The 23,972-nt window shown below is 69.1% G+C and carries 23 protein-coding genes; 13 read left to right on the forward strand and 10 right to left on the reverse strand.

Annotation, left to right across the window (positions count from 1 at the left end; all coding sequences use genetic code 11):
* The first annotated feature begins 416 nt into the window (after window positions 1-416).
* Window positions 417-1,364 (forward strand): heme o synthase, encoded by a 948-nt coding sequence (locus HGG74_RS04780; RefSeq protein ID WP_246262655.1) that lies wholly within the window; start codon window positions 417-419, stop codon window positions 1,362-1,364.
* Between the two features lie 345 nt (window positions 1,365-1,709).
* On the opposite strand, the gene HGG74_RS04785 is transcribed toward HGG74_RS04780, so the two are convergent.
* Genes HGG74_RS04785 through HGG74_RS04795 form a run of 3 tightly spaced genes read right to left on the reverse strand, consistent with a single transcriptional unit; the run spans window position 1,710 to window position 4,368 of the window.
* Window positions 1,710-2,672 carry a COX15/CtaA family protein gene (locus HGG74_RS04785; RefSeq protein ID WP_168485219.1) on the reverse strand — a complete coding sequence of 321 codons (963 nt, stop codon included), beginning with the start codon at window positions 2,670-2,672 and terminating at the stop codon, window positions 1,710-1,712.
* A 5-nt stretch (window positions 2,673-2,677) separates the two neighbouring features.
* Entirely contained in the window at window positions 2,678-3,421 is a 744-nt protein-coding gene (locus HGG74_RS04790) for an ABC transporter permease (RefSeq protein WP_168485220.1), read from the reverse strand.
* Window positions 3,418-4,368 carry an ABC transporter ATP-binding protein gene (locus HGG74_RS04795; protein ID WP_168485221.1) on the reverse strand — a complete coding sequence of 317 codons (951 nt, stop codon included), beginning with the start codon at window positions 4,366-4,368 and terminating at the stop codon, window positions 3,418-3,420. Before HGG74_RS04795 ends, HGG74_RS04790 begins: the two co-directional genes overlap by 4 nt.
* A 121-nt stretch (window positions 4,369-4,489) precedes the next feature.
* Here HGG74_RS04795 and HGG74_RS04800 point away from each other — a divergent pair, with 121 nt between their 5' ends.
* The 7 genes from HGG74_RS04800 to HGG74_RS04830 all read left to right on the forward strand — a co-directional run bounded on the left by HGG74_RS04800 (window position 4,490) and on the right by HGG74_RS04830 (window position 10,450).
* On the forward strand, window positions 4,490-5,353 hold the full coding sequence (locus tag HGG74_RS04800; protein WP_376766119.1) for a helix-turn-helix transcriptional regulator: 864 nt from the start codon (window positions 4,490-4,492) through the stop codon (window positions 5,351-5,353).
* Entirely contained in the window at window positions 5,350-6,834 is a 1,485-nt protein-coding gene (gene sufB, locus HGG74_RS04805) for a Fe-S cluster assembly protein SufB (RefSeq protein WP_246262656.1), read from the forward strand. Before HGG74_RS04800 ends, sufB begins: the two co-directional genes overlap by 4 nt.
* A complete protein-coding gene (gene sufD / locus HGG74_RS04810) occupies window positions 6,834-8,108 on the forward strand; it encodes a Fe-S cluster assembly protein SufD (protein WP_168485223.1) in 1,275 nt (424 codons plus the stop codon). Before sufB ends, sufD begins: the two co-directional genes overlap by 1 nt.
* A complete protein-coding gene (locus HGG74_RS04815) occupies window positions 8,108-8,467 on the forward strand; it encodes a non-heme iron oxygenase ferredoxin subunit (RefSeq protein WP_168485224.1) in 360 nt (119 codons plus the stop codon). Before sufD ends, HGG74_RS04815 begins: the two co-directional genes overlap by 1 nt.
* A gap of 56 nt (window positions 8,468-8,523) precedes the next feature.
* Window positions 8,524-9,300 (forward strand): Fe-S cluster assembly ATPase SufC, encoded by a 777-nt coding sequence (gene sufC, locus HGG74_RS04820; RefSeq protein WP_168485225.1) that lies wholly within the window; start codon window positions 8,524-8,526, stop codon window positions 9,298-9,300.
* Between the two features lie 2 nt (window positions 9,301-9,302).
* On the forward strand, window positions 9,303-9,632 hold the full coding sequence (locus HGG74_RS04825) for a metal-sulfur cluster assembly factor (RefSeq protein ID WP_168485226.1): 330 nt from the start codon (window positions 9,303-9,305) through the stop codon (window positions 9,630-9,632).
* Window positions 9,633-9,721: 89 nt separating this feature from the next.
* Entirely contained in the window at window positions 9,722-10,450 is a 729-nt protein-coding gene (locus HGG74_RS04830) for a Pr6Pr family membrane protein (RefSeq protein WP_168485227.1), read from the forward strand.
* Here HGG74_RS04830 and ypfJ read toward each other — a convergent pair.
* The gene (ypfJ, locus tag HGG74_RS04835) at window positions 10,447-11,349 is read right to left on the reverse strand and encodes a KPN_02809 family neutral zinc metallopeptidase (protein ID WP_168485228.1); all 903 of its coding nucleotides are present in this window, start codon (window positions 11,347-11,349) and stop codon (window positions 10,447-10,449) included. The two genes, HGG74_RS04830 and ypfJ, sit on opposite strands and share 4 nt — an antisense overlap.
* Window positions 11,350-11,541: 192 nt before the next feature.
* On the opposite strand from ypfJ, the gene HGG74_RS04840 reads away from it, so the two are divergent.
* Window positions 11,542-12,990, forward strand: coding sequence for a class I adenylate-forming enzyme family protein (locus HGG74_RS04840; RefSeq protein ID WP_168485229.1), 1,449 nt, complete (start codon window positions 11,542-11,544; stop codon window positions 12,988-12,990).
* Window positions 12,971-14,155 (forward strand): thiolase family protein, encoded by a 1,185-nt coding sequence (locus HGG74_RS04845; protein WP_168485230.1) that lies wholly within the window; start codon window positions 12,971-12,973, stop codon window positions 14,153-14,155. Before HGG74_RS04840 ends, HGG74_RS04845 begins: the two co-directional genes overlap by 20 nt.
* On the opposite strand, the gene HGG74_RS04850 is transcribed toward HGG74_RS04845, so the two are convergent.
* From HGG74_RS04850 to HGG74_RS04860, 3 genes are read right to left on the reverse strand one after another with little or no spacing between them, the layout of a single operon-like run.
* Window positions 14,152-14,799 (reverse strand): energy-coupling factor transporter transmembrane component T family protein, encoded by a 648-nt coding sequence (locus tag HGG74_RS04850; RefSeq protein ID WP_168485231.1) that lies wholly within the window; start codon window positions 14,797-14,799, stop codon window positions 14,152-14,154. The two genes, HGG74_RS04845 and HGG74_RS04850, sit on opposite strands and share 4 nt — an antisense overlap.
* A complete protein-coding gene (locus HGG74_RS04855) occupies window positions 14,796-15,608 on the reverse strand; it encodes an energy-coupling factor ABC transporter ATP-binding protein (protein WP_376766120.1) in 813 nt (270 codons plus the stop codon). The genes HGG74_RS04850 and HGG74_RS04855 overlap by 4 nt, the downstream gene beginning before the upstream one ends.
* On the reverse strand, window positions 15,605-16,237 hold the full coding sequence (locus tag HGG74_RS04860) for a biotin transporter BioY (RefSeq protein WP_168485232.1): 633 nt from the start codon (window positions 16,235-16,237) through the stop codon (window positions 15,605-15,607). The genes HGG74_RS04855 and HGG74_RS04860 overlap by 4 nt, the downstream gene beginning before the upstream one ends.
* A 130-nt stretch (window positions 16,238-16,367) precedes the next feature.
* Here HGG74_RS04860 and HGG74_RS04865 point away from each other — a divergent pair, with 130 nt between their 5' ends.
* Window positions 16,368-17,966, forward strand: a complete 1,599-nt coding sequence (locus HGG74_RS04865) for an ABC-F family ATP-binding cassette domain-containing protein (RefSeq protein WP_168485233.1) — start codon at window positions 16,368-16,370, stop codon at window positions 17,964-17,966.
* 126 nt (window positions 17,967-18,092) lie between these two features.
* On the opposite strand, the gene HGG74_RS04870 is transcribed toward HGG74_RS04865, so the two are convergent.
* Window positions 18,093-19,418: an aspartate aminotransferase family protein gene (locus HGG74_RS04870; RefSeq protein ID WP_168485234.1), complete on the reverse strand. Its 1,326-nt coding sequence runs from the start codon at window positions 19,416-19,418 to the stop codon at window positions 18,093-18,095.
* A gap of 62 nt (window positions 19,419-19,480) precedes the next feature.
* Window positions 19,481-20,092, reverse strand: coding sequence for a TetR/AcrR family transcriptional regulator (locus HGG74_RS04875; protein ID WP_246262657.1), 612 nt, complete (start codon window positions 20,090-20,092; stop codon window positions 19,481-19,483).
* 155 nt (window positions 20,093-20,247) lie between these two features.
* Between HGG74_RS04875 and HGG74_RS04880 the strand changes: the two genes are divergently transcribed.
* Complete coding sequence (locus HGG74_RS04880) at window positions 20,248-21,267, forward strand: phosphotransferase enzyme family protein (RefSeq protein ID WP_168485236.1); 1,020 nt, start codon at window positions 20,248-20,250, stop codon at window positions 21,265-21,267.
* 59 nt (window positions 21,268-21,326) lie between these two features.
* Complete coding sequence (locus HGG74_RS04885; RefSeq protein WP_168485237.1) at window positions 21,327-23,045, forward strand: amidohydrolase; 1,719 nt, start codon at window positions 21,327-21,329, stop codon at window positions 23,043-23,045.
* A gap of 68 nt (window positions 23,046-23,113) precedes the next feature.
* Here HGG74_RS04885 and HGG74_RS04890 read toward each other — a convergent pair whose 3' ends face one another.
* On the reverse strand, window positions 23,114-23,971 hold the full coding sequence (locus HGG74_RS04890) for an SURF1 family cytochrome oxidase biogenesis protein (RefSeq protein ID WP_168485238.1): 858 nt from the start codon (window positions 23,969-23,971) through the stop codon (window positions 23,114-23,116).
* Window position 23,972 lies beyond the last annotated feature (1 nt).

Here is a 23,972-nt window from a genome sequence, read left to right on the forward strand (position 1 = left end):
CGCTTTTTCCTCTTGTGGCACTTTCCAAGGCCCCTCTCTGATCGTTCGGCCGGCAGGACTACAGTGGGTCCGGGGCAGCGCCCGGGCGGCTGCGGCGGAACCCGGGGCGGTGCACAAGCCCGCCCGCGTGCTGCACGGCCGTGTCCGTATGCGCGGCGCTCAAGACCACCATAGCGCCTAGGGCCGCCTCTGAGACTGAACCGGGGCCGAACGCGGGCTGTATTACCTCGCTCTGTGTCCCGCGGCATCGCCCGGTCTCCTGCCCGGGCGATGGCATCCGGATGCCCCGCAGCCTTCCGGAAGGGATTTCTACAGCCCATAGAGCGGTATGATGGTGGTGCGCCATGCCCTTCCCAGGCTGCGCCGCCAGACAGCTGGTCAAGTACTCGTCACCCGCAGAACTGAGTGGTATTCCTTTGAACATCCAGAGCGCCCCGGCACCATTGGCCGAAGCCCCGGCTAGTCCCGGTTTCACCCGCAAGTTCAAGGCCTACGTGGCGCTCACCAAACCGCGGGTCATCGAACTGCTGCTGGTGACCACGCTGCCCACCATGATCTTCGCCCAGCGGGGCTTCCCGGATTTGGGCCTCATACTGGCCACCATGATCGGTGGCGCCTTGGCCGCCGGCTCCGCCGGGGCATTCAACTGCTATATCGACCGGGACATGGACCGGCTGATGCAGCGGACGGAGAACCGGCCGCTGGTCACAGGCGAAGTCAGCCCCCGCGAGGCGCTGGTCTTCGCCTCGTTGCTCGGCGCCCTGTCGATTGCCATTCTCTGGTTCGGGGCCAACCCGCTGGCCGGCTGGCTGGGCATCGGCGCCATCTTCTTCTACGTGGTCATCTACACGCTGATCCTCAAGCGCCGCACCGCCCAGAACATCATCTGGGGCGGGGCCGCCGGCTGCTTCCCCGTGCTGATCGCCTGGGCGGCGGTAACGAACAAGGTCGAGTGGCCCGCCTTCATCCTGTTCATGGTGATCTTCCTCTGGACCCCGCCGCATTACTGGCCGCTGTCGATGAAGTACAGCGACGACTACAACGCCGCGCAGGTGCCGATGCTCGGCGCCATCGCCGGGGCACGGCTGGTCTCGACCCAGGTGGTGCTGTACGGCTGGGCCACCGTTGTGTGTTCGCTGCTGCTGGTCCCGGTGGCCGGCGCCGGTTGGGTCTACACGGTGGCCGCGGCGCTCAGCGGCGGCTGGTTCCTGTACGAGTCCCACCTGCTGTACAACCGCGCGAAGGCCGGCGAGGTCTCGAACAAGGTGGCCATGCGGGTCTTCCACGGCTCGATCAGCTACCTGACCGTGCTCTTCCTGGCCCTCGCCTTCGATCCGTTCATCGGCGGCCCGGTGTTTGCCTAGCTGTCGCTTGGCCTGGAGGCAGTGTCTCCGGCAGGTATCGGTTGTTTGGCCGGCCCGGTCCCCGGGCCGGAGCGGCCCTGGCTTCGGCGACGAAGACCAGGGCCGCTCCCGTTAAAGAAGAGGGAAAGCGCGAAGAGTGCAGACCGCGCCCGGAACCGCGGGATTCCGGCCGGGTCGGAGCCAGAGACAGTTGCACAAAGGATGCCTTGGAGGCTTGCTTCGCCGGCCGCGGGCAGGCCGGCAGCGCCTGAGCACCGTGCCGCAGCCCATGCTGGAAGCCTGCAGGTCCGCGCAGCCTCGCCGCCCCGTGCTCCCGGCTTGTCCTGGGAGGTTTCGGGGCGCCGGCTACCGGCGCTCTGCAGCCAGCGGCCGGCGGGTGGTGCCGACGTAGACGGCGTGGGTGGCTGCCGCTGCCAGCAGCGAGGCGCCGAGCATGTGCAGGCCCACCAGCACGATGGGCAGGCCGGTGAAGTGCTGGAGGTAGCCGATGGCACCCTGCACGGCGACGGCCGCGGCGAAGAGCAGCGTGGGGCGGCGCAGTGGGGCCAGCTCCCGGGTCCGCAAAACCATCACCAGCAGCACGACCGCGCAGGCCACCAGCAGGTAGACAGGTGCAGCATGCGCGCGGGTGGCCAGGTCAGGATCAAGGCCGTTGCGCGGGGCGTTCAGGTCGCCGGCGTGCGGGCCGGAGCCGGTGACGATCACGCCCAGGACAATGGCGACGGCGGTCAGCACGCCGCCGGCCCAGAGCAGCTGGCGCACCGCAGGCGTGCCGCGGGCGGGCACCAGGGTCGCCGCCGCGCGATTGTCCAGCCAGGCCCGGTGGACCAGGACGGTGGCCGCGGCGATCATCGTCATGGACACGATGAAGTGGCAGCCGACGACCCACGGGTTGAGGTGGGTCCAGACGGTGATGCCGCCGATCACGGCCTGGGCGGGGATGCCCAGCAGCAGGGCCAGGGACAGCGAAAACAGGTCGCGGCGGGTGCGGCGCATGTTCCACACCGAGACCAGCATGGCAACCGCAATGACGCCGAGCACGAAGGTCAGCATCCGGTTGCCGAATTCGATGGCGCCGTGGATGCCCATCTCCTGCGTGGCCACCAGGGATTCCTCTGTGCACTTGGGCCAGGTCGGGCAGCCCAAACCTGAGGCGGTCAGCCGCACGGCGCCGCCGGTGACCACGATGAGGATTTCGGAAACCAGCGAGGCCACGGCCAGGGCCCGGACTGCCACGGTGGGTTCGGCTGGGAGCCGGCCGGCCTTCCCGGCGGGTCCGCCCAGCCGGGCGGCGGAGGTTGCAGGCATGGTGTTCAGCTCCATTTGAACCAGCGGATGGCGGCGAGGCTGGCCAGTACTGTCCAGGCCAGCAGGATGACGGATGCGAGGACATTGAACTGCGCCTCGATGAGGGCACTGCGCAGGGCGTCGCCGAGCGCGGTCGAGGGCAGCAGATGGGCGACCGGCTCGTACACATCCGGCCAGCTGGCCACCGGGAAGAGGATGCCGCCGGCGGCGGCCAGCAGCACCCAGAGCAGGTTGGTGATGGCCAGGGTGGCCTCGGGCCGGACCGTGCCGGCGATCAGCAGTCCCAGCGAAGTGAAGGCCGCAGCGCCGAGCACGAGCTGGACCAGCGCCGCCAGCAGGCCGCCGGCAGCCGGTTGCCAGCCCAGCAGCAGGGCGGCGCCGCCGACGACGGCGACCTGGATGGTCATCACGGACAGTACCGCGATGATCTTGCCCAGGATGAGCCCGCTCTGGCCGAGCGGAGTGGTGGACAAAAAGCGCAGCACGCCGTAGCGCCGGTCGAAGCCGGTGGCGATGCCTTGGCCGGTGAGGGCCGTGGAGACCGTGCACAGGGCCAGGACGCCGGGGGCGGCCAGGTCGATGCGGCTGGCGGTAAAGGTATCCAGCAGGGGGGTGACCACCAGGCCGACGAGCGCCATCAGCGGAAGGATGATGGCGATCAGCAACTGCTCGCCATTGCGCAGCATGGCCAGCGTCTCGTAGCGGCCCTGCAGCAGGACGCGGCGGGCCAGCGGGGCCGGTGCGCTCATCGAAGTTCCTTTCCGGAGATGTCCAGGAAGACATCCTCCAGCGACCGCGGGGCCATGTGGATCGCGGACGGCATGACAGAATGTGCCGCCCAGGCCGCCGCCAGCGCCTGTAGGTGGGCCGGGGTCAAGGGGCCGGCCAGGCTGTAGCGGCCGGGAACGGTTTCGGTGACCTCCAGGCCGGCCACGGTCCCGAAAGGTACACCGGGGCGGGCCTCGAAGGTCAGCAGCCGGTCCGTGCCGGTGCCCGGGCCGGTGGCGGCGGTCAGTTCGGGGACGGTGCCGTGCAGGACGGTCCGGCCGGCGTCGATGATGAAGACGTAATCGGCCAGCCGTTGCGCGTCGTCCATCAGGTGCGTGGTGAGGATGATGCCCAGGCCCTCACTGCGCAGTTCCTGGATCAGTTCGAAAACCACCGAGCGGGACTGCGGATCCAGGCCTGCGCTCGGCTCGTCCAGGAAGAGCACTTCGGGGTTGCCCACCAGGGCCGCGGCCAGGGCGACGCGCTGCTTCTGCCCGCCGGAGAGCCTGCGGATGGGAGTATTGGCGAACGCATTGATGCCCAGCCGTGCCACCAGCTCGTCCACATTGCGCGGCTGCGCGTACATGCCGGCCACATGCCGCAGCAGCGGCACCGGGCGGACGGCCTGGGGCAGTCCGCCTTCCTGGAGCATGACGCCGACGCGGCTGCGCAGGCCGGCTCCGGCCTGGTGCGGATCCTGGCCCAGCAGGCGCACGGTGCCGCCGTTGGGCTTGAGCAGCCCCTGGGCACAGGCCAAGGTGGTGGTCTTGCCCGCCCCGTTCGGTCCGAGCAGGGCGGTGACTTCGCCGGGGTGGGCGCGCAGATGGACGCCGTCAAGCACCCGGACCATCTTGTTGTCCAGGGCCTCCACCGGGCCCAGGTCTTTCACAAGTCCCCGGATGTCGAGGCAGGGTTCCGATGTAGGCACCGGACCATTCTACGCCAATCCGTTCTACGCCCCGTAGAACCGTCCCGCGCGCGGGGCCAGGCTAAGGACTGCCTTACTGGAGGGCAGGAACAGAATAAGTCATGATTGTGTTGTGTATTCCGTGACTGATCCTGTGCCCCTGCGCGCCTCGACGAGCGCCCGCAGGGATGAGCGTCATCAGCCGGGAACGGAATCCGTGCCCGGGCCGAGGCCCGAGGCAGGGTCCGACCCCAAATCGGACTCCGACGAGCGGACCAGGGACCGCGTGCTCAGCGCCGTGCTGGAACGCGGCCCGGTGAGCGCGGCCGAGCTGGGCGAACAGCTGGGTTTCACGCCCGCGGCGGTGCGCCGGCATCTGGATGCGCTCTCGCGCAAGGGCCTGATCGAGGTCAAGCTGGTATCGAACTCCGCGGGCGGAGCCGGTCGTCCTGCCCGCAAGTATGTGCTCAGCCGGCAGGGCCAGTCGAAGCTGGGCGACGACTACCTGGATATCGCCCGCACCGCACTGGGAGCGCTGGCCCAGGCTGCCGGCAACGACGCCGTCACCGAATTTGCCCGCACCCGGTACCGTGAGATGGAGGAGCGGTACCGTCCCGTCGTCGAAGCCGCGGGGCCGGACATCCAGGCGCGGGCCGAGGCCCTGGCCCGGCTCCTCGCCCAGGACGGCTTCGTCGGGTCCACCCGGCTTGTCGGCGCGGGCGCGAAAGGCAAGGCCAGGACGGTAATGCTGAGCATGCAGCTGTGCCAGGGGCACTGCCCGGTGCAGCAGCTGGCAGCGGATTTCCCCGTCTTCTGCGAGAGCGAAACCGAAGTTTTTGCCCGGCTCCTGGGAGTGGACGTGCGCCGGCTATCCACCCTGGCGAGCGGCGGGCATGTGTGTACGACCCACATCCCCGTGGGCCGAACAAGGTCTGCGGCTCAGTCCGATGAGCCGGCGACAGGCACCCGAAGAGTATCCATCAAGCTGCAAGAGAGGCCGTCATGACGGACCAAGTGGATCACAGCATCCAGGACGCAGTCGGTACGACCGACGTTCCGGACACCACCATTTCCGAAATTCTGGAGAAGAACCCCGAACTGCACGGCATCGGGAATTATGAATACGGCTGGGCGGACAAGAACGACGCAGGCGCGAACGCACGCCGCGGCCTGGACGAGGACGTCGTCCGCGACATTTCGGCGAAGAAGAACGAGCCCGAGTGGATGCTCGACATGCGCCTGAAGGGCCTGAAGTACTTCGACCGGAAGCCGATGCCCACCTGGGGCGCCGACCTGTCGGGCATCGACTTCGACAACATCAAGTACTTTGTCCGCTCCACGGAGAAGCAGGCCGGCAGCTGGGAGGAACTCCCGGAGGACATCCGCAACACCTACGAGAAGCTGGGCATCCCGGAGGCCGAACGCAACCGGCTGGTCGCCGGCGTCGCCGCCCAGTACGAGTCCGAGGTGGTTTACCACCAGATCCGCGAAGACCTGGAGGCCCAGGGCGTCATCTTCCTGGACACCGACACCGGCCTGCGCGAGCACCCGGAGATCTTCCAGGAATACTTCGGTTCGGTCATCCCGGTGGGCGACAACAAGTTCGCCTCGCTGAACACCGCCGTCTGGTCCGGCGGCTCCTTCGTCTACGTGCCGCCGGGCGTGCACGTGGAGATCCCGCTGCAGGCCTACTTCCGGATCAACACCGAGAACATGGGCCAGTTCGAGCGCACTCTGATCATTGCCGACGAGGGCTCCTACGTCCACTACATCGAAGGCTGCACCGCGCCGATCTACACCTCGGACTCGCTGCACTCGGCCGTCGTCGAAATTATCGTCAAGAAGAACGCCCGGGTGCGCTACACGACCATCCAGAACTGGTCGAACAACGTCTACAACCTGGTCACCAAGCGCGCCATCGCCCACGAGGGCGCCACCATGGAGTGGATCGACGGCAACATCGGGTCCAAGGTGACCATGAAGTACCCGGCGGTCTACCTGGTGGGCGAGCACGCCAAGGGCGAGACCCTCTCCATTGCCTTCGCCGGCGAGGGCCAGCACCAGGACACCGGCTCGAAGATGGTCCACATCGCGCCGAACACCAAGAGCTCGATCATCTCCAAGTCGGTGGCCCGCGGCGGCGGCCGCGCCGCCTACCGCGGCCTGGTCCAGGTCCGCGAGGGCGCCGAGCACTCGGCCAACACTGTGCGCTGCGACGCGCTGCTGGTGGACACCATTTCCCGCTCGGACACCTACCCCTATGTGGACATCCGCGAGGACGACGTGACCATGGGTCACGAAGCCACCGTCTCCCGCGTCAGCGAGGAGCAGTTGTTCTACCTGATGTCCCGCGGCCTGCCCGAGGACGAGGCCATGGCCATGATCGTGCGCGGCTTCATCGAGCCGATCGCCCGCGAGCTGCCGATGGAATACGCCCTCGAGCTGAACCGCCTGATTGAACTGCAGATGGAAGGATCCGTAGGTTAATGACTGAAATGACTGAGAAGGCACGCATCGGTGCCCCGTCAGCCGCGCCCGTAATCGACGGATTCACCGAAGAAGGCGAAAACCTTTCCCCGCTGAACGCCGGGCCGGTCAAGGCCCACAGCCATGGCGGCGGCGTGGGCGTGCCGGACAGTTCCCGCGCCGGCCGGCTGACCTCGTACAAGCTGGCCGACTTCGCCCCGCTGACCGGGCGCGAGGAGGACTGGCGCTTCACCCCGCTGAAGCGGCTGCGCGGCCTGCACACCGACGCACTGACCGGTGCCGCTCCCAAGATTGCCGTCAGCGGCCCGAACGGGTCCGAGGCCCCGGCCGGCATCACCGTGGAGACGGTCGGCCGCGACGATGCCAGGATCGGCACTGCCGGCATTCCGGAGGACCGGGTGGCAGCTGCCGCCTGGGAGGCCTTCGCCGAGGCCACCGTGATCACTATTCCTGCGGAACTGCAGGCCGAAACCGGCGTCATCGTCTCCGTGAACGGCCACAGCAAGGATCCGGCGGCCCAGCACATCGTGATCGTCGCGGAGAAGTTCTCCAAGGCCGTCGTCGTGCTGGACCACAAGGGTTCGGCGACGCTGTCGCAGAACGTGGAGGTGGACGTCCGGGACGGCGCGGATCTGACCGTGGTGTCCGTTCAGGAATGGGACGACGACGCCGTCCACGCCTCGGCCCAAGCAGCCAGGATCGGCCGCGACGCGAAGTTCAAGCACGTTGCCGTCAACCTGGGCGGCGACCTGGTCCGGGTCACGCCGGCGTCGAAGTTCACCCAGCCCGGCGGCGAGGTGGAAATGTACGGACTGTACTTCGCCGACGCCGGCCAGCACCTGGAGCAGCGGCTGTTCGTGGACCACGCGGTGCCCAACTGCAAGTCCCGGGTGCTCTACAAGGGTGCACTGCAGGGCAAGGGTGCCCACACCGTCTGGGTGGGCGACGTGCTGATCCGCAAGGAGGCCGAGGGCACCGACACCTACGAGGTCAACCGCAACCTGGTGCTGACCGACGGCGCCCGCGCGGACTCGGTGCCGAACCTGGAGATCGAGACCGGCCTGATCGAAGGTGCTGGCCATGCCAGCGCCACCGGCCGGTTCGACGACGAGCAGCTGTTCTACCTGATGGCCCGTGGCATCCCCGAGGATGACGCCCGGCGCCTGGTGGTCCGCGGCTTCCTGTTCGAGATCATCCAGCAGATCAAGGTGCCCGCTCTCGAGGAACGGCTCGCTGCCGCCGTCGAGCGCGAATTGGCGGCAGGCAACATCTGATGTCCGGCATCCCGCAGGGCAGGCTGGTGTGCGCAGCCGCGGACGTGAAGGTCAAGCAGGCGCTGCGCGTGCTGATTGACGGCTACCCGGTGGCCGTCGTGCGCGATTCCGACGGCGAACTGCACGCGCTCGGCGATACCTGCTCGCACGAGGACTACTCCCTCTCCGAGGGCGATGTCGAGGACTGCACGATCGAGTGCTGGGGGCACGGCTCCCAGTTCGATCTGCTCAGCGGCGAGCCGCTGAGCCTGCCGGCCTTCGACCCGGTCCCGGTCTTCGCCCTGGCCGTCCATGACGGGAATGTCTACGTGGACATCGCCACGGTGCTCAACGGGGCTCCTGCGCCCGGCACGAACTAAGCACTTCACCAACTTCAAGGCGCGCACCCCGGTGCGCAAAGGAGAAAGCAGACAGTATGTCGACCCTGGAAATCAAGGACCTGCACGTCAGCATCGAGACGGAGCAGGGCACCAAGCAGATCCTCAAGGGCGTGTCCCTGACCATCCAGACCGGCGAAATCCACGCCATCATGGGGCCGAACGGTTCGGGCAAGTCCACCCTGGCCGCCACCATCGCCGGCCACCCCCGGTACACCGTGGACTCCGGCTCCATCACGCTGGACGGCGAGGACGTCCTGGAGATGAGCGTGGACGAGCGCGCCCGGGCCGGCCTCTTCCTGGCCATGCAGTACCCGGTGGAGGTCCCCGGGGTGACCATGACCAACTTCCTGCGCACCGCCAAGACGGCGCTGGATGGCGAGGCCCCCAGCCTGCGCACGTGGACCAAGGAAGTCAAGGAAGCCATGGCGCACCTGCGCATCGACGCGGACTTCGCCCAGCGCAACGTGAACGAGGGCTTCTCCGGCGGCGAGAAGAAGCGCGTGGAGATCCTGCAGCTGGAGCTGTTCAAGCCCAAGTTCGCGATCATGGACGAGACCGACTCCGGCCTGGACGTCGACGCGCTCAAGGTGGTGTCCGAGGGCCACAACCGCGAGTTCGCCCGCGGCGCCATGGGCACCCTGCTGATCACCCACTACACCCGTATCCTGCGCTACATCAAGCCGGACTTCGTGCACGTGTTCGTGGACGGCAAGATCGCCGAGGAGGGCGGCCCCGAGCTGGCCGACCGGCTGGAAGAAGAAGGTTATGACCGCTTCCTGGCCGCTGCGGCGACCGGCACTGTAAAGGCATAGCCATGACCGAGGCAAACATCTCACGCACCTCGCTGGAGGACGTCGAGGAAGCCCTCAAGGATGTCATCGACCCGGAACTGGGCGTCAACGTGGTGGACCTCGGCCTGCTCTACGGGCTGAAGTACGCCGACGACGGCGCGCTGCTGATCGACATGACGCTGACCACCGCCGCCTGCCCGCTCACCGACGTGATCGAGGAGCAGACCGCCAAGGCGCTGGAGGGCGTGGTGGACGAGTGGCGCCTGAACTGGGTGTGGATGCCGCCGTGGGGGCCGGAGAAGATCACCGACGACGGCCGCGACCAGATGCGGGCTCTGGGGTTCAACATCTGACGTCACCTGACGGCGAAAGGCCGGCTGCCTCCTTCGGCAGCCGGCCTTTCGCATGGGAGCCGGCGGCACACGGGGCTAGGATCGTCTGTATGAGCGAACTACCGGTTCAGGCCTCCAGCGCGCGTCCGGCTGCAGGACGCTACAACGAGGTCTTTGTCGCGCAACTGTTCCATGGGGTGACGGCACTGGCTGCGGTGCTCGGGCTGGTGCTGCAGATCATGGCCATGCTGGAGTCGCCGGCCTACGGCGGCAATCCCGCCCACGCCTGGTGGAACCTGACCAGCTACTTCAGCGTACAGGCCGGGGTGCTGGTCTTCATCATCTCGCTGACCCTCTTCATGGAGTCTGCCAAGGCCGGAGGGACCGCGTGGCGCGCCGTGCGCGTCATGACCCTGGTGTCCGCTGCCCTGGTGCTCCTGCTGCAGTTCACCCCGTACCGGGGCCTGGCCGAATTCACCGGGCTGAACGCTTCCAGCGTCTGGGGCGACCGGATGCTGCACTACGTGGCGCCCATCCTGGTGGTGGCCTGCTGGCTGATCTTCGGCCCGCGGCCCCGGATCGCGGCCCGCACGGTGCTTTGGAGCCTGGTCTTTCCTGTCTTCTGGCTGCTCTGGACCCTCATCCGCGGCGCGGCGACGGGCTGGTACCCCTATGCCCCCGTGGACGCCGGCACGGCCGGCACGGTGCCGGTGCTGGCTGCCGGCGTCTTCCTTCTGCTCGGCTGGCTGGGCACCGCGTTCCTGTACCTGCTCCTGGACCGGCGGATGGGACGCGAGCCGGACGGCTTCCTGCCTGGCTTCGGCTCCCGGGCCCGCTAGGGGTTGTCCAGGTCCCGGGCATTGAACGTGTCGCACTGGGCAGGGTCCCCGGTGTTGTAGCCGTGGACGAACCACGCCTGACGCTGTTCGCTGCTGCCGTGGGTGAAGGTGTGCGGGTTGACGTAGCCCCTGCTGGCCTGCTGGATCCGGTCATCGCCCACCGCCGCGGCGGCCGACAGTGCCACCTGCAGGTCCCGCTCGGTGAAGGGCTTCATAAAGGGCTCGCCGGTGGCCGGGTCCACCTGTTCGGTGGCGTTGGCGGCCCAGACGCCTGCATAGCAGTCCGCCTGGAGTTCCACCCGGACCGCACCGGAGGCTGCGCCCTGCGGATCCTGCTGCGAGTACTCAAGGGCGCCGGTCAGGTTCTGGATGTGGTGGCCGAACTCGTGGGCCACCACATATTCCTCCGCCAGTGGGCCTTCGGCGGCACCCAGCTGGCCGGTGAGCTGGTCGAAGAAGCCGGTGTCGAAGTAGGCCGTCCGGTCCACCGGGCAGTAGAACGGCCCCACGGCGCTGGAGGCCTGGCCGCAGCCGGTGCTGACCCCGCCCTCGAACAGCACCGTCCTGGGCAGCGGATACTGCATGTTGTACTTGGGCAGTTCGGCGGCCCAAAAACGGTTGAGGCTGTTCACCGTGGCGACAATGCGGCAGTCGCGCCGTTCATTGGCGTCCGCGCCGGTCCGGCATTCCTCGGTGATGCTGCCGGCGCCGCCGGCCTGCTGCTGGGTTGACTGCTCGGTTCCCAGACCGAGGCCCTGCAGCAGCTGCGGGGGAATGCCGAGCAGGCTGGCGATGAGCAGGACCAGGCTGCCGCCGCCCACGGCGATCTTCGTGCCCATCCCGCCCCGCAGATCGGACACCTGCGAGGTGTCCAGCCCGGACCCTTCGTTGAAGCTCATGGTGCCAGAATAGCCCTCCGGGCCGGCCACGCTACCGTGCGGGCGCTCCGGCGTCCCGACCGGCACGGGGCTTTGGGCAGTACCGGGACCGGTGCCACCGCCGCCGAACGTAGAATGGACACCGGTCCGGTGTGTCCGCGCCGGCCCCGGTACGGACGATCCCGGTCCGGAGAATGTCGGAGGAAGCCGCAGATGCCCTTTGTGGACCGGATGGTGGACTGGGCCGCCCGTGACCCGGATCGTGACGCCGTCGTCATCGACGGGCAGCGGCTCAGCTATGCCGAACTCTGCCGGCGGGCGGCACGGCTGCCTCTGCCGGAGCCGGCCGGTGGACCGCGGCAGCTGGTCGCGCTGGACCTGGGCAGCACCATCGACTTCGTCGTGGCGTTCACCGCCGTCGTGGGCCGCGGTCTGGTTGCCGCCGTGCTGGATCCTGCCTGGCCGCCGGCAGTGCGCTCGGCCGCACTGGAGCAACTGCGGCCCGGCACCGTGATCACGACTGCCGGGCCGGCCGGAGCGGAAATGACTCCCGGCACGCCGGCAGCGCTGGCCGACGGCGACCCCGGGCGGGAGTTCTACTGCGGATTCACCTCCGGCACGACCAGGACACCCAAAGCCTTTGTGCGGACGGTGGGCTCCTGGCAGCGATCGCTGGAACGCAGCACCGCCTGGTTCGGGACGGCAGCGGGGGACCGTGTGCTGGTTCCCGGCCCGCTCTCCGCCAGCCTGAGCCTGTACGCGCTGGCCGAATGCCTTTATGCAGGGGCCACGTTCCACGGCCAGACAACGCCGGATACCGCCGCGGCCCTTGACCTGCTGTCCGGCGAGGCACTGACCCAGCTGGTTGCCGTGCCGAGCCAGCTGCGCATGCTGGGGCGCCGGGCCAGGTCCCCCTGGCGGTCCCTGCGGAGCATTGTTTCCGGCGGGGCGAAGCTGGGCGGGGAGGAAGCGGCGGCCTTGCGGCGGCTGGCCCCGCGCGCGGCGGTGCACGAGTACTACGGGGCCTCCGAACTCGGGTTCGTGGCGGCCAGGCTTGCCGGCCCCGGGGCCGGACCGCATTTGGTGGGCCGGCCGTTCCCCGGTGTCGAGCTGCGGATCGGCCCTCCGGACGACGGCGCTGCCGCCCCGGGCGCCGAACCCGGGACCGGCGATCCCGGGCCGGGCACCATCTGGGTGCGCAGCGACATGGTCTGCCTGGGTTACCTTGCCGGGGACGACGGACTGTCCTTCCGGCGGCAGGGGCAGTGGGCCACGGTAGGGGACTACGGCTGGCTGGACGCCTCCGGGCAGCTGCACGTGGCCGGGCGGTCTGCGGACATGATCGTCACCGGCGGCTTCAATGTCTATCCGCATGAAGTCGAGGAAGTGCTGCGTTCGGCTGGCTGCGACGCCGTTGTCGTCGGCCTGCCGGACGGGCTGCGGGGCCGGTGCGTGGCGGCAGTGATCCGCAGCGACGGGCCGCCGGCGTTCACGGCCGGAACGCTGCGCCGGCTCTGCGGCGCCGGGCTGGCCCCGTTCAAGGTGCCGCGGCGCTTCTACTGGGTCCGGGAGTGGGCTCGGGGTCCGGGCGGCAAGACGTCGCGGCCGGCCCTGGTCCGCGCGATCGAGGCAGGGGATGCCGATGTCCACGTTCTTGGCTAGCCCGGATCCGCACCGGGACCCGGTGATCGTGCTGGGCCGGCGCAGCGCCTTCGGCCGGCTGAACGGCATGTGGCGGGGCACGGCCGCGGCGGGGCTGCTCGCTCCGGTGCTCTCCGCGGTGGTGCGGGACGCCGGGCTGCCGGCGGGGCAGATCGACGACGTCGTGATCGGCAATGCCGTGGGTGGCGGCGGCAACCTCGCGCGGCTGGCGCTGCTGGAGGCAGGCCTGCCGGACTCGGTGCCGGGGGTGACCGTCGACCGGCAGTGCGGTTCCGGACTTGATGCCATCGTGCTGGCCTGCCGGCTGGTGGCTTCGGGCGCGGGGCAGCTGTACCTGGCTGGCGGGGTCGAAAGCTGCAGCACCGCGCCGCTGCGCGCCCACCGCCTGAGTTCGGCACCCGGTGCCCCGGACTTCTACGCCAGGTCACGGTTCTCGCCGGAGGCCATCGGGGATCCGGACATGGGGGTGGCGGCCGAAGCCGTGGCAGCACGGTGGGACGTCAGCCGGGCTGACCAGGACACGTTCGCCCTGGCCAGCCACCGGCGGGCCGCGGCGGCCGCCGCGGCGGGAGTGTTCGCGGAGGAGATTGTTCCCGCCGCCGGTATTGCCGGCAGCGCCGCGGACGAGGGCCCGCGCGGGAACCTCGGGCCGGAGCTGCTGCGCAGGTTTCCGGCGGCCTTCGTGCCGTCGGGGACGGTGACTGCCGGCAATTCCTGCGCGGATGCGGACGGAGCGGCGGTGGTGCTGGTGGCCAGCCGGGCCGCCGCCGCACGGCTCGGCTTCGGCGCCGGCCTGGGCTTCCTGGCCGCCGGCACCGCCGGGACGGATCCGAATTTTCCCGGTATCGGAGGCGGGCGTGCGGGGGCCCGGCTGCTGGCCGGGCACGGACTCCGCGGGGCCGATCTGGACCGGGTGGAATTCAACGAAGCCTTCGCCGCCCAGGCCCTTGCCTCGCTGCGGATGCTTGGTGTCGATCCGGAGCGGGCCAACCTCCAGGGCGGGGCGCTGGCGTTCGGGCATCCGTACGGAGCTTCCGGGGCTTTCCTGGTGCTGCGCCTGCTTCAGCAGTGCCGCGGCCGGGACGGCGGCATCTCGCTGGCGGCGGCCAGCATCGCCGGCGGGATGGGGACCGCGGCGCTGTTCGGCTGGACGGACTGCGCCTAGCCCTTCTCCGCCTGCTGGCCGCCGTCGTCCTTGTCGCCCAGCCCGCGGGCGGCCAGCGCATCGCCGGTCTGCCGCGCATAGGCCACCGTGCCAATCAGCGCCGGCATGACCAGGGCGCGCGGATTCCGCTCCAGGCCCCGGGCCTTGGCCGCTTCCCGGACGTCGGCAAACGAGCCGACCAGGAACGGAATGCTGCGCAGCATCAGTCCGATGGCCAGGGCAAAGCGCTCCGGATCGGCGCCAAAGCGCTGCAGCGGCCGGACGGCGGCCACCAGCGCGTCCAGCAGGCATTGCACCGGTGTGGTGGCCAGCAGGATATTGGCCGCGTAGACGCAGGCCAGCAGCCCGGCGAGGATCTGCCAGGCGGATCCGGGGCCGTGCTGCCACCAATGGTAGGCGGCCAGGACCAGCAGGAACAGCCACATTGGCTTCAGCGGGGAGAGCAGTCGCCGCCAGCCCGCGCCCGCAGCGAAGTGCAGGATCAACACCGCCAGCAGCAGCAGCGTGCGCGGCAGCATGCCCTGGACGGCCAGGGATACCGTGCCCAGGCCCAGCAGCAGGGGCAGCTTGGTCCGCAGGGGCATGCGGTGCAGCGGGGAGGATCCCGGGCGGTAGCTGCCCACCAGATGCGCGTGGCCCCTCACGGCACGCCGTTCCCGGAGGGTGAACGGTGCCCCGGGCCCTGCTGCAGGGTCCGCGGCCAGGCTGCGTCATCGGCACACAGCCGGCGGTAGAAGGAGACTGCCCCGGCCGCGTCGCCGTCGAAGACGGCCTGCCCGCCGTGGATGACCAGGGCCCGGTCGAACCCGGCAGCAAAGTCCAGGTCGTGGGTGGCCATGATCAGCTGCTGGTCCAGGGTCTCGAAGACCCGGTGCAGCAGCTTCGTGTTGCGCAGGTCCAGCAGGGTGGAGGGCTCGTCCAGGACCAGGACGGCGGGGTTGACGGCCAGGACGGTGGCCAGCGCGGCCAGTTGGCGTTCCCCGCCCGAAAGTTCGTAGATGCTGTTGTCCGCCAGATGCGCCAGGCCATAGGCGGCCAGGATCTGCTCCGCCGCCCGGCGCCGGTCGGCGCCGCGGCGGTGGATCCGGCGCAGCGAGAGCTCGAGGTCTTCCCGCGGGGTCGGCATGACCAGCTGCGAGAGCGGATCCGTGAAGACGAACCCGACCTGCCGCCTCACCCGGCCGCCGTCCACCGAAGGGTCCAGGCCGTTGACCCGGACCTGACCGGCACTCGGCCGGACCAGACCGTTGACCAGGCGCAGCAAGGTGGATTTTCCGGAACCGTTGCCGCCGATCACGGCCACGCGCCGTTCGGTCAGCTCGACACTGATGCCCCGCAGAATGGCCCGTGTCCCTGCCGGCGCACCGCTGTCCCGCCCCGGGGCAGCGTCGGCGGCCGGCACGCTGACGCTGACATTGCTGAAGCTGACCCGGCCGGCCGCAGAGGAGCTCACCGGACGCGGCGCACCAGCACATCCGGGAAGGCCCGGTGGATGCTGGCCGCCACCAGCACCGCCAGCAGGTTCTTCAGGATGTCGCCGGGGATGAACGGCAGGTCGGCGGCCAGCGCCGCCGGAAGCGCCAGCTGGCCGTTGACCATCATGCCGCAGATGCCCAGGGCATGGGTGGTGAGCAGGCCGGCGAACGTCGCGGCGAAGAGCCAGAGTCCGCGGTGCCTCAGGCCCCGGCGCAGGATCAGGTGCGCCAGGAACCCGATGACGGCGGCCGCCAGCGGGAAGGACAGGATGTAGCCGGCCGAGCCGCCGGCCAGCACGCCCAGGCCGCCGCGGAAGGCGCTGAAGATCGGCAGTCCCGCCAGTCCGACCAGAACGTAGAGGCCGACGGCGGCGCCGGCACGGCGCGCTCCGAGCACGAGTCCGGTCAGCGTGACCACGGTGGTCTGGATGGTGACCGGCACGCCCAGGATGTTGCCCGCGGGGATTGGCGGGACCACGGCCGAAGCGGCCATCAGGGCGGCGAAGACGGCGACCAGGGAGAGGTCGCGGCTGGTCCAGCCGGCACGCGGGCGGCGGGGGGCGGGCTGTACAGCCGGCGCAGAAACAGATTTCTCGGGCGAATCCATGCTACCGAGGATAGTGGCGACAGGCAGCCGAGAGCGCATCGCCGTCGTGCTCCGGTAATATAGAGAGGCTGCGCTTAACTGCAGCCTTCCACTGAATCCCCGCATCTGCCCTGTGAAAGGCGCCCCTTAAGTGATTTCCGTAGCTGACCTTGAACTGCGCGCCGGCGCACGGCTGCTCATGGAAGCGGTGAACTTCCGTGTGGACAAGGGGGACAAAATCGGGCTGGTGGGCCGCAACGGTGCCGGCAAGACCACGCTGACCAAGGTCTTGGCCGGCGACGCACTGCCCGCGGCGGGAGAGGTGCTCCGCAGCGGCCGGATCGGCTACCTGCCGCAGGACCCGCGCACCCCCGACATGGACCAGCTGGCCCGGGACCGGATCCTCTCGGCCCGCGGTCTCGACGTCGTCGCCGGCAAGCTGCGCAAGGCGCAGCTCGAGATGGCCAGCGACGATCCGGAGGTCCACGCCAAGGCGATGCGCCGCTACGACCGGCTGGAGGCCGAGTTCCTCGCCGGCGGCGGTTATGCCGCAGAGGCGGAAGCCGCTGCCATTTCCTCCAACCTGGCCCTGCCCGACCGGATCCTGAACCAGCCGCTGAAGACCCTCTCCGGCGGCCAGCGCCGGCGTGTGGAACTGGCCCGCATCCTGTACTCCGGCGCGGACACGATGCTGCTGGACGAGCCCACCAACCACCTGGACGCGGACTCGATCAGCTGGCTGCGGGACTTCCTGCAGAACCACAGCGGCGGACTGATCGTGATTAGCCACGACACCGGCCTGCTGGAAGCCACGGTCAACAAGGTCTTCCATCTGGATGCCAACCGCGCGGTGGTGGATATCTACAACATGAACTGGAAGCGTTACCTGCTCCAGCGCGAGACGGACGAGCGCGCCCGCCGGCGCGAGCGGGCCAACGCGGAAAAGAAGGCCCAGGTACTGCTGGACCAGGCGAACAAGATGCGTGCCAAGGCCACCAAGGCCGTGGCCGCGCAGAACATGGCCAAGCGTGCCGAGCGCCTGCTCAGCGGACTGGAGTCGGTGCGGGCGCAGGACAAGGTGGCCGCGCTGCGCTTCCCGGAACCGGCCCCGTGCGGCAGGACCCCGATGACAGCCTCCGGACTGAGCAAGTCCTACGGGTCGCTGGAGATTTTCACGGACGTGGACCTGGCCATCGACAGGGGGTCGCGCGTGGTGGTCCTGGGGCTCAACGGCGCGGGCAAGACCACGCTGCTGCGGATGCTGGCCGGCGTGGACCAGCCGGACACCGGGGAAGTGGTGGCCGGCCACGGGCTGAAGGTCGGCTACTACGCCCAGGAGCACGAGACGCTGGACACCGGGCGCACGGTGCTGGAAAACATGCGCACCGCCGCCCCGGACCTGGCCGATACCGAGGTGCGCAACATCCTCGGGTCCTTCCTCTTCTCCGGCGACGACGTGGACAAGCCCGCCGGTGTGCTCTCCGGCGGGGAGAAGACCCGTCTGGCGCTGGCCACCATCGTCGCCTCCTCGGCCAATGTGCTGCTGCTGGACGAGCCGACGAACAACCTGGACCCGGCCAGCCGCGCCGAAATCCTGGGTGCGCTGAGCAAGTACAGCGGCGCGGTGGTGATGGTCAGCCACGATGAGGGCGCCGTGCAGGCGCTGAATCCGGAGCGGGTGGTGCTGCTGCCGGACGGCGTCGAGGACCTGTGGAACGAGGATTACCTGGACCTGGTCACCCTCGCCTGACCGTTAGCTTCTTCGCAGCCTCCTTCCCCCGCCCCCTCATCGACGTGGCACATCGCGCCCGTTGATCCTGACGGAACGGGCGTTATCCGGAGAGCCGATGGGGCGGGGGACGGGGCGCAGCGGGCCTTAGCGGCCCAAGCCGGACAGGGCCTGCTGGAGCTGCTCCAGCAGCAAGTCCGCGTGCTCCCGGGTGAACACCAGCGGCGGACGCATCTTCAGTACGTTGTCGTCGCGGCCGATTCGGCTGATCAGCACGCCTCGTTCGCGCATGTCCTCGATCAGGGTCTTGGTCAGCCCCGGTGCGGGCCGGCCGCTGCCGTCCGGCTCGACGATGTCGAGGCCGAAGAACAGCCCGCGGCCCCGGGCTGCGCCGACAAGGAAGCTGCCGGCGGCGATGGCGCGCAGGCGGCCCGCGATGTAGCCGCCGAGGCTCTGCGCCTGTGCCATCAGGTCCTCCTGCTCCATCACCTGCAGTACGGCCAGCCCGGCCGCGGAGGAGACCGGGCTGCCGGCGAAGGTATTGAAGTACATGTTGTGCCGGCCGAATTCGTCCAGCAGGTCAGCGGTCGTGACCACCCCGCCCACCGGATGCCCGTTACCCATGGGCTTGCCCAGGGTGACCAGGTCAGGGGACGTGCCGTACATCTGGTGGCCCCACATGCTGGTGCCGATCCGGCCGAAGCCGGACTGCACCTCGTCGGCGATGACCAGGCCCCCGGCGGCACGCACGCGTGCGGCGACGCCTTCGATGTAGCCGGCCGGCGGCTGCAGCAGTCCCTCGGTGGAGAACAGGGGGTCGTAGAGGAAGGCCGAGACGCCGTGGCCGGCTTCCTGCAGCGAGGCGATGGCGGCGTCGACTTCGGCCAGCGCCTGCTCCAGCAGGCGTCCTTCGGCCTCGGTGCCGGCCGTTCCAGTGGCGTCGGGAATGCGCAGGGGGCGCACGTGGGCGCCGAGGGGTTCGCGCACCGTCAGGCCGGTGGTCAGTTCGGCCAAGCTGGTGGTGTTGCCGTGGTAGCTGAAGTCGGAGACCAGGACGCCGGTGTGGCCGGTGTGCTGGCGGGCAATGCGCAGGGCCAGCTCGTTGGCTTCGGAACCGCTGTTGGTCAGGAACAGCCGCTGCAGGTCCCCGCCGAAGGTGGCCAGCAGCGCCTCGGCGTATTCGACCACCCTGCTGTTCAGGTACCGGGTGTGCAGGTTGATCGTGCGCAGCTGGGCGTTGATCGCATCGGCGACCACCGGGTTGGCGTGGCCGACGTGCGGGACGTTGTTGTAGCCGTCCAGGTAGGTCCTGCCCTGTGCGTCCGTCAGCCAGACGCCTGACCCGGAGACCAGCTCCAGCGGCTTTTCATAGAACAGCGGGGAGTGGCTGCCCAAGGTGGCAAAACGGCGCGCGAGCAGGTCCGGGCCGGCCTGCTCTCCGGCGGGAGCGGTGGTGGACGTTTCAGAGGTCATGGGTTTTCCTTCCGGTGGGTTGGACGGCGGGATTGGACAGGGGAAACGGGCGGGGCAGCCCTTCAGACGGCCGCGGAGGCGAGCAGCCCCTGTGCGATCAGCCTGATGGCGGCAATCTGCTCCTGCGCGCAGCCGGGCTCGGCCGCAACCCGGGCACCGGAGGCCCGGAAAGCTCCCGAGAAGGCGGTGGTCAAGGCCTCGACGGCGATGTCATCCCGCAGTTGCCCGGAAGCTTGGGCGGCTGCCAGGTCAAGCCGGATGAGTTCCTCGAAGGACCGGGAGGTGCCGCCCATGACCGAAGCGAGGACTGGTACCACGTCCGGCCCGGTCCGCCAATAGAAGCGGCCGGCCGCCGTGCCGGCAGATTCCACCACCGCACGGGCCAGGGCTGCGATCCTGCCGGGCAGGTCCGCCGCCTCCCCGCGCAGGGCTAGCCCTCTGACGTAGACCGCGTCCGCAATACGCAGGTATGCCTCCCGCACGATCTCTTCCCGGCCGCCCGGGAAGTGGGCGTACAGGGTGCCGCGGGCGAGGCCGGCGCGCTGGCTGAGTTCCTCGATGGTGGTGGCGCTGTACCCCTTTTCGCTCAAGGTTTCGGCCGCAGCATCGAGGATGTCCGTCCTGGTGCGCAGCCGGTTGCGTTCACGCAGCGGCAGCTGCTTGTCCTGGCTCATGGTGGCCGCCTTTCGTGGGATGTCTGTTCCAAGGGTCGCACATGCGGTCAAAAAACTGAACTGACAGTTCATTTGCCAAACTGCCCGTGCAGCCTTTAGCTTGGCTATGACACCGGTCACAGGCACTTCATGGCAGGAAGAAGAAAGACGCAGGCATGGACACAGAAGCAGCAATCCGGGCCGTTCGAGGCGCACTGAAGCTGTACGGCTTCGAGGAAACATCCGGAATCGACCTGGTCAAGTACCGGGAGAACTACGTTTTCCGGCTGACCAGGGCAACGGGGGACAGCTACGCCGTCCGGCTGCACCGGGCGGGCTACCGGACCGACGCCCAGATCAGGACCGAACTGGCCTACCTGCAGGCCCTGGGCGAGCAGGGGGTGAGCGTTCCGGAGATGGTGCCTACCCTGGACGGCAACCTGATGTGCCTTGTGCGCGCCGACGACGGCACCAACCTGCAACTGGACGTCCAGCGCTGGATCGACGCCGCGCACCCGCTGGGGGATGTGGCCGAGGCGCTAACAGGGGAGAGCGCCCTGGAACCGGAGACGTTCCGCCTGCTTGGAGCGCTCACCGCGGAACTGCACGACCGCACCTCGGCGATCGGCCGGCTGCCGGGCTTCGACAGGGGCGCTTGGGACGCGGGCGGCCTGGTGGGCGATGCCGCCTTGTGGGGCAATCCGCTCGCGGTGGAGGGGCTGGCTTCGGAGGACGCCGTCCTGCTGGAAACGGCGATGGCGCGGCTGAAGCGCGATCTCGAAGCGCTGGATGCCTCGGCTGACCGGTATGGCGTCATCCATGCGGACCTGACCCCGGAGAATGTCCTGGTCCAGGACGGGCGGATGATCGTGATCGACTTCGACGACTTCGGCGAAGGCTGGCACCTTTTCGACCTTGCGACCATCCTGTTCTTCTACCAGCCGCATCCGCGGTACGAAGCCTACCGCCAGGCACTGATCGACGGCTACGGCTCGGTGCGTGCGCTTCCCGAACGCTTCCTGGACCCCTGGGACGCGATGTTGCTCGCCCGCGGCCTGACCTACCTGGGCTGGGCCGGCGAGCGCAAGGGCGATGCGGAGGCCGCGTTCATTGCCGGGCAGGTTGTCCCGGTGGTGCTCGGACTTGCCGCGCAGTACACCTCCGCCGGGGCTTCCCGGGCCGGCACCGGGTCCTGACCCCCTTCCCGGCGCATTCACTACAGCACTTGATACAGCAACCAGCAGGAGGAGGAAGCGTGCCCGAACAGCCCGAAGCCGATCTGATCGTGACCGGCGGCAGGATCTACACCAGCGACCCCGCCAACGAGTGGGCCGAGGCACTGGCCGTGACCGGCGGAAAGATCGTGGCTGTCGGCACCGCCGGCGAAGTGCGCGCCCTGGCCGGCAGTGCGACGGAGATCCTGGACCTGGCCGGCGAACTCGTCCTGCCCGGTTTTAGCGACGGGCATTCGCACCTCGGCCTCGGCGGCGGACAGGCGGCCTGGGAGCTGCCGATCCTGCCGACGGATCCGAAGCAGGCCATATTCGACAAGGTCCGGGCCTGGGGCGACAAGCTGGGGCCCGGCGAGTGGATCATCGGCGGCATTGTCGGTGCCACGGTCATGGACGAGATCATGAACACCGAGGACCTGGCCGCGCTGGATGCGGCCAGCGGCGGCCGCCCGGTCCTGCTGCGCGACGATTCGATGCACAACCGCTGGGTCAATTCCCGTGCCCTCGAACTGATGCAGGTCGGGCCGGAGACCCCCGATCCCGAGGGCGGCACCTATGTGCGCGACGCCTCCGGAGCCCTCACCGGCGTCCTGCACGAACTCGCCTCGGCAGTAGCCGAGGCGGCAGCCGACGCCTCCGTCGCCGATCCGGATGCGCGCAACAAGGTCTCGCTCAGGACCGCGCTGCAGACGCTCAATTCCTTCGGCATCACCTCGGTTCAGGACGCCGCGACGATGGAGTACGCGTGGAAGGCCCTCGGCTCGCTGGAGGCCGAGGGCGAAGTCACCATGTGGGTGGTCGGTTCGATGCCCGCCCGCAACTTCATCGAGGCCGGCACGGTGGGTGAGGAACTGTTCGGGATCGCCGCCGGATACCGCAGCGCCCACGTGCGCCCGGATTTCGTCAAGTTCGTCCTCGACGGCATCCCGATGACCCGCACCTCGGCCATGCTCCGCCCCTATATCTGCCATGACCACCGGCACGAAGACCCTGACTTCACCGGCACGCCGCTGTGGACGCAGGAGGACCTGGTTGAGGCACTTGAGCTGTGCTACGAACGCGGCTTGAACGGCAAGCTGCATACCACCGGCGATGCGGCGGTCCGGCTGGTGCTCGACGCCGTCGAGATTGTGCGCCGGAAGCGCGGCTTCGGCCCGATCTTCCAGATCGCCCACGTGGAGTTCATCGATCCGGCCGACATTCCCCGCTTCGCCGAGCTGCAAGTGGTCCCGGATGCCTCCCCGTACATCTGGTATCCCTCGGTCATCCAGGACAGCATAGCCAAGCAGATTCCGGACGAGACGATCCGGAGCAGCTGGCCCACCAAGGATCTGGTGGGCAGCGGCGCCCTGCTGGCCGCCGGTTCGGACTGGCCCTGCGCGCTGCCGTCGCCGGATCCCTGGACCGGGCTGGAGACACTGGTGACCCGCCGCAACCCGGATCCCGCCGTCGAAGGCGCCTTGAACGAAGCCCAGCGGCTGACCGTGGCCGAGGCCATCGCCGCTTTCACCCGCAACCCGGCCGCCGCCATGGGCCTGGGCGAGGTCACGGGCATGCTGCGCACGGGCCTTTCGGCAGATTTCATCGTGGTCGACCGCAACCTGTTCGAGATCGATCCGTCCGAGATCCACAACACCAAGGTCAGGCAGACCTGGTTCGAAGGCCGGAAGGTCTACGAACTTCCCGCGGCGGGACCGGAATCCGCGGAACCGGCGGCAGGACAGCCGCTCGGCGCCCGCTGATCCAGTACGGGAAACCCGTGGGGCGGCCAGTCGGTGCCGGCCGCCCCCGCGCCTTGGTCAGCGGTCCGTCAGAAGCCCTGCGCGTCCAGCAGCGCGTCCTCTTCCTCTTCGGACGTCGGCCGCTTGCCCGCGCGCCTGGGCTTGGCAGGCCGCGGGGCCGGGTTGGCCTGGTGGAAACCGTCGTCCTCGTCGTCGTCCCGGACCGCGCCGAGCGCGTGCTGGCGGGCGGCGTAGCCGTAGCCGACGAAGAGCAGGAGGCCGAACGCGAACCACTGCATGGCATAGGACAGGTGCGGGCCCTCATCCACGGCCGGCTTGGGCAGCGCCACCGGGGCAGTGGCCGGGGCCGGGGCCTCGGCAGCCATCAGGCCATAACTGCCGGTCAGCAGCGGATAGTCCAGCTCGGCCGCGTAGTCCTCCAGCTGGATCGAAGCCAGCTGGCCTTCCGGAGCGCTGCGGTCGACGGACTCCTCGCCGCCCTTGATCCGGGCAATGACCGCGACCTCGCCCTCGGGCAGGGGAGGGATCTCGTCCGGATGCCCGGTTTCCCGGTTGCCGATCGGCAACCAGCCGCGGTCGATGATCACTGCCTCGCCGCTGTCCAGGCGGAGCGGGACCAGCACCTCGTAGCCGGGCCGGCCGTTCAGCGGGCGGTTGCGCACGATGCGCTGCCCGGCTTCGTCGTAGGTGCCGCGCAGCACCACCGGTGTCCATTCGGTGGATGGATCGTGGCTGGCAAAGGCGCCGCGCATGGTCTCGAACGGTACCGGGTCGCGGTCGTAATTGGTTGCGACGGCGGAGACCACATCCCGTGCCTGGTCCCGGCGGTCCAGCTGCCAGTTAGCCAGGAAGACGCAGACCGCGGCGCCGAGGACGGCCAGCAGGAACCAGCCGGTCCACTTGCTGGTCAGAAGGAACCTGTACATG

This window comes from Arthrobacter mobilis, assembly GCF_012395835.1.
Lineage (GTDB): Bacteria > Actinomycetota > Actinomycetes > Actinomycetales > Micrococcaceae > Crystallibacter > Crystallibacter mobilis.

Bases quoted from the DNA above. Each gene is read 5' to 3' on its own strand.
- HGG74_RS04785 (WP_168485219.1), bottom strand. From the start codon at position 2,672: ATGCCTGCAACCTCCGCCGCCCGGCTGGGCGGACCCGCCGGGAAGGCC.
- HGG74_RS04790 (WP_168485220.1), bottom strand. From the start codon at position 3,421: ATGAGCGCACCGGCCCCGCTGGCCCGCCGCGTCCTGCTGCAGGGCCGC.
- sufB (WP_246262656.1), top strand. From the start codon at position 5,350: ATGACGGACCAAGTGGATCACAGCATCCAGGACGCAGTCGGTACGACC.
- sufD (WP_168485223.1), top strand. From the start codon at position 6,834: ATGACTGAAATGACTGAGAAGGCACGCATCGGTGCCCCGTCAGCCGCG.
- HGG74_RS04815 (WP_168485224.1), top strand. From the start codon at position 8,108: ATGTCCGGCATCCCGCAGGGCAGGCTGGTGTGCGCAGCCGCGGACGTG.
- sufC (WP_168485225.1), top strand. From the start codon at position 8,524: ATGTCGACCCTGGAAATCAAGGACCTGCACGTCAGCATCGAGACGGAG.
- HGG74_RS04825 (WP_168485226.1), top strand. From the start codon at position 9,303: ATGACCGAGGCAAACATCTCACGCACCTCGCTGGAGGACGTCGAGGAA.
- HGG74_RS04830 (WP_168485227.1), top strand. From the start codon at position 9,722: ATGAGCGAACTACCGGTTCAGGCCTCCAGCGCGCGTCCGGCTGCAGGA.
- ypfJ (WP_168485228.1), bottom strand. From the start codon at position 11,349: ATGAGCTTCAACGAAGGGTCCGGGCTGGACACCTCGCAGGTGTCCGAT.
- HGG74_RS04840 (WP_168485229.1), top strand. From the start codon at position 11,542: ATGCCCTTTGTGGACCGGATGGTGGACTGGGCCGCCCGTGACCCGGAT.
- HGG74_RS04845 (WP_168485230.1), top strand. From the start codon at position 12,971: ATGTCCACGTTCTTGGCTAGCCCGGATCCGCACCGGGACCCGGTGATC.
- HGG74_RS04860 (WP_168485232.1), bottom strand. From the start codon at position 16,237: ATGGATTCGCCCGAGAAATCTGTTTCTGCGCCGGCTGTACAGCCCGCC.
- HGG74_RS04870 (WP_168485234.1), bottom strand. From the start codon at position 19,418: ATGACCTCTGAAACGTCCACCACCGCTCCCGCCGGAGAGCAGGCCGGC.
- HGG74_RS04875 (WP_246262657.1), bottom strand. From the start codon at position 20,092: ATGAGCCAGGACAAGCAGCTGCCGCTGCGTGAACGCAACCGGCTGCGC.
- HGG74_RS04880 (WP_168485236.1), top strand. From the start codon at position 20,248: ATGGACACAGAAGCAGCAATCCGGGCCGTTCGAGGCGCACTGAAGCTG.
- HGG74_RS04890 (WP_168485238.1), bottom strand. From the start codon at position 23,971: ATGTACAGGTTCCTTCTGACCAGCAAGTGGACCGGCTGGTTCCTGCTG.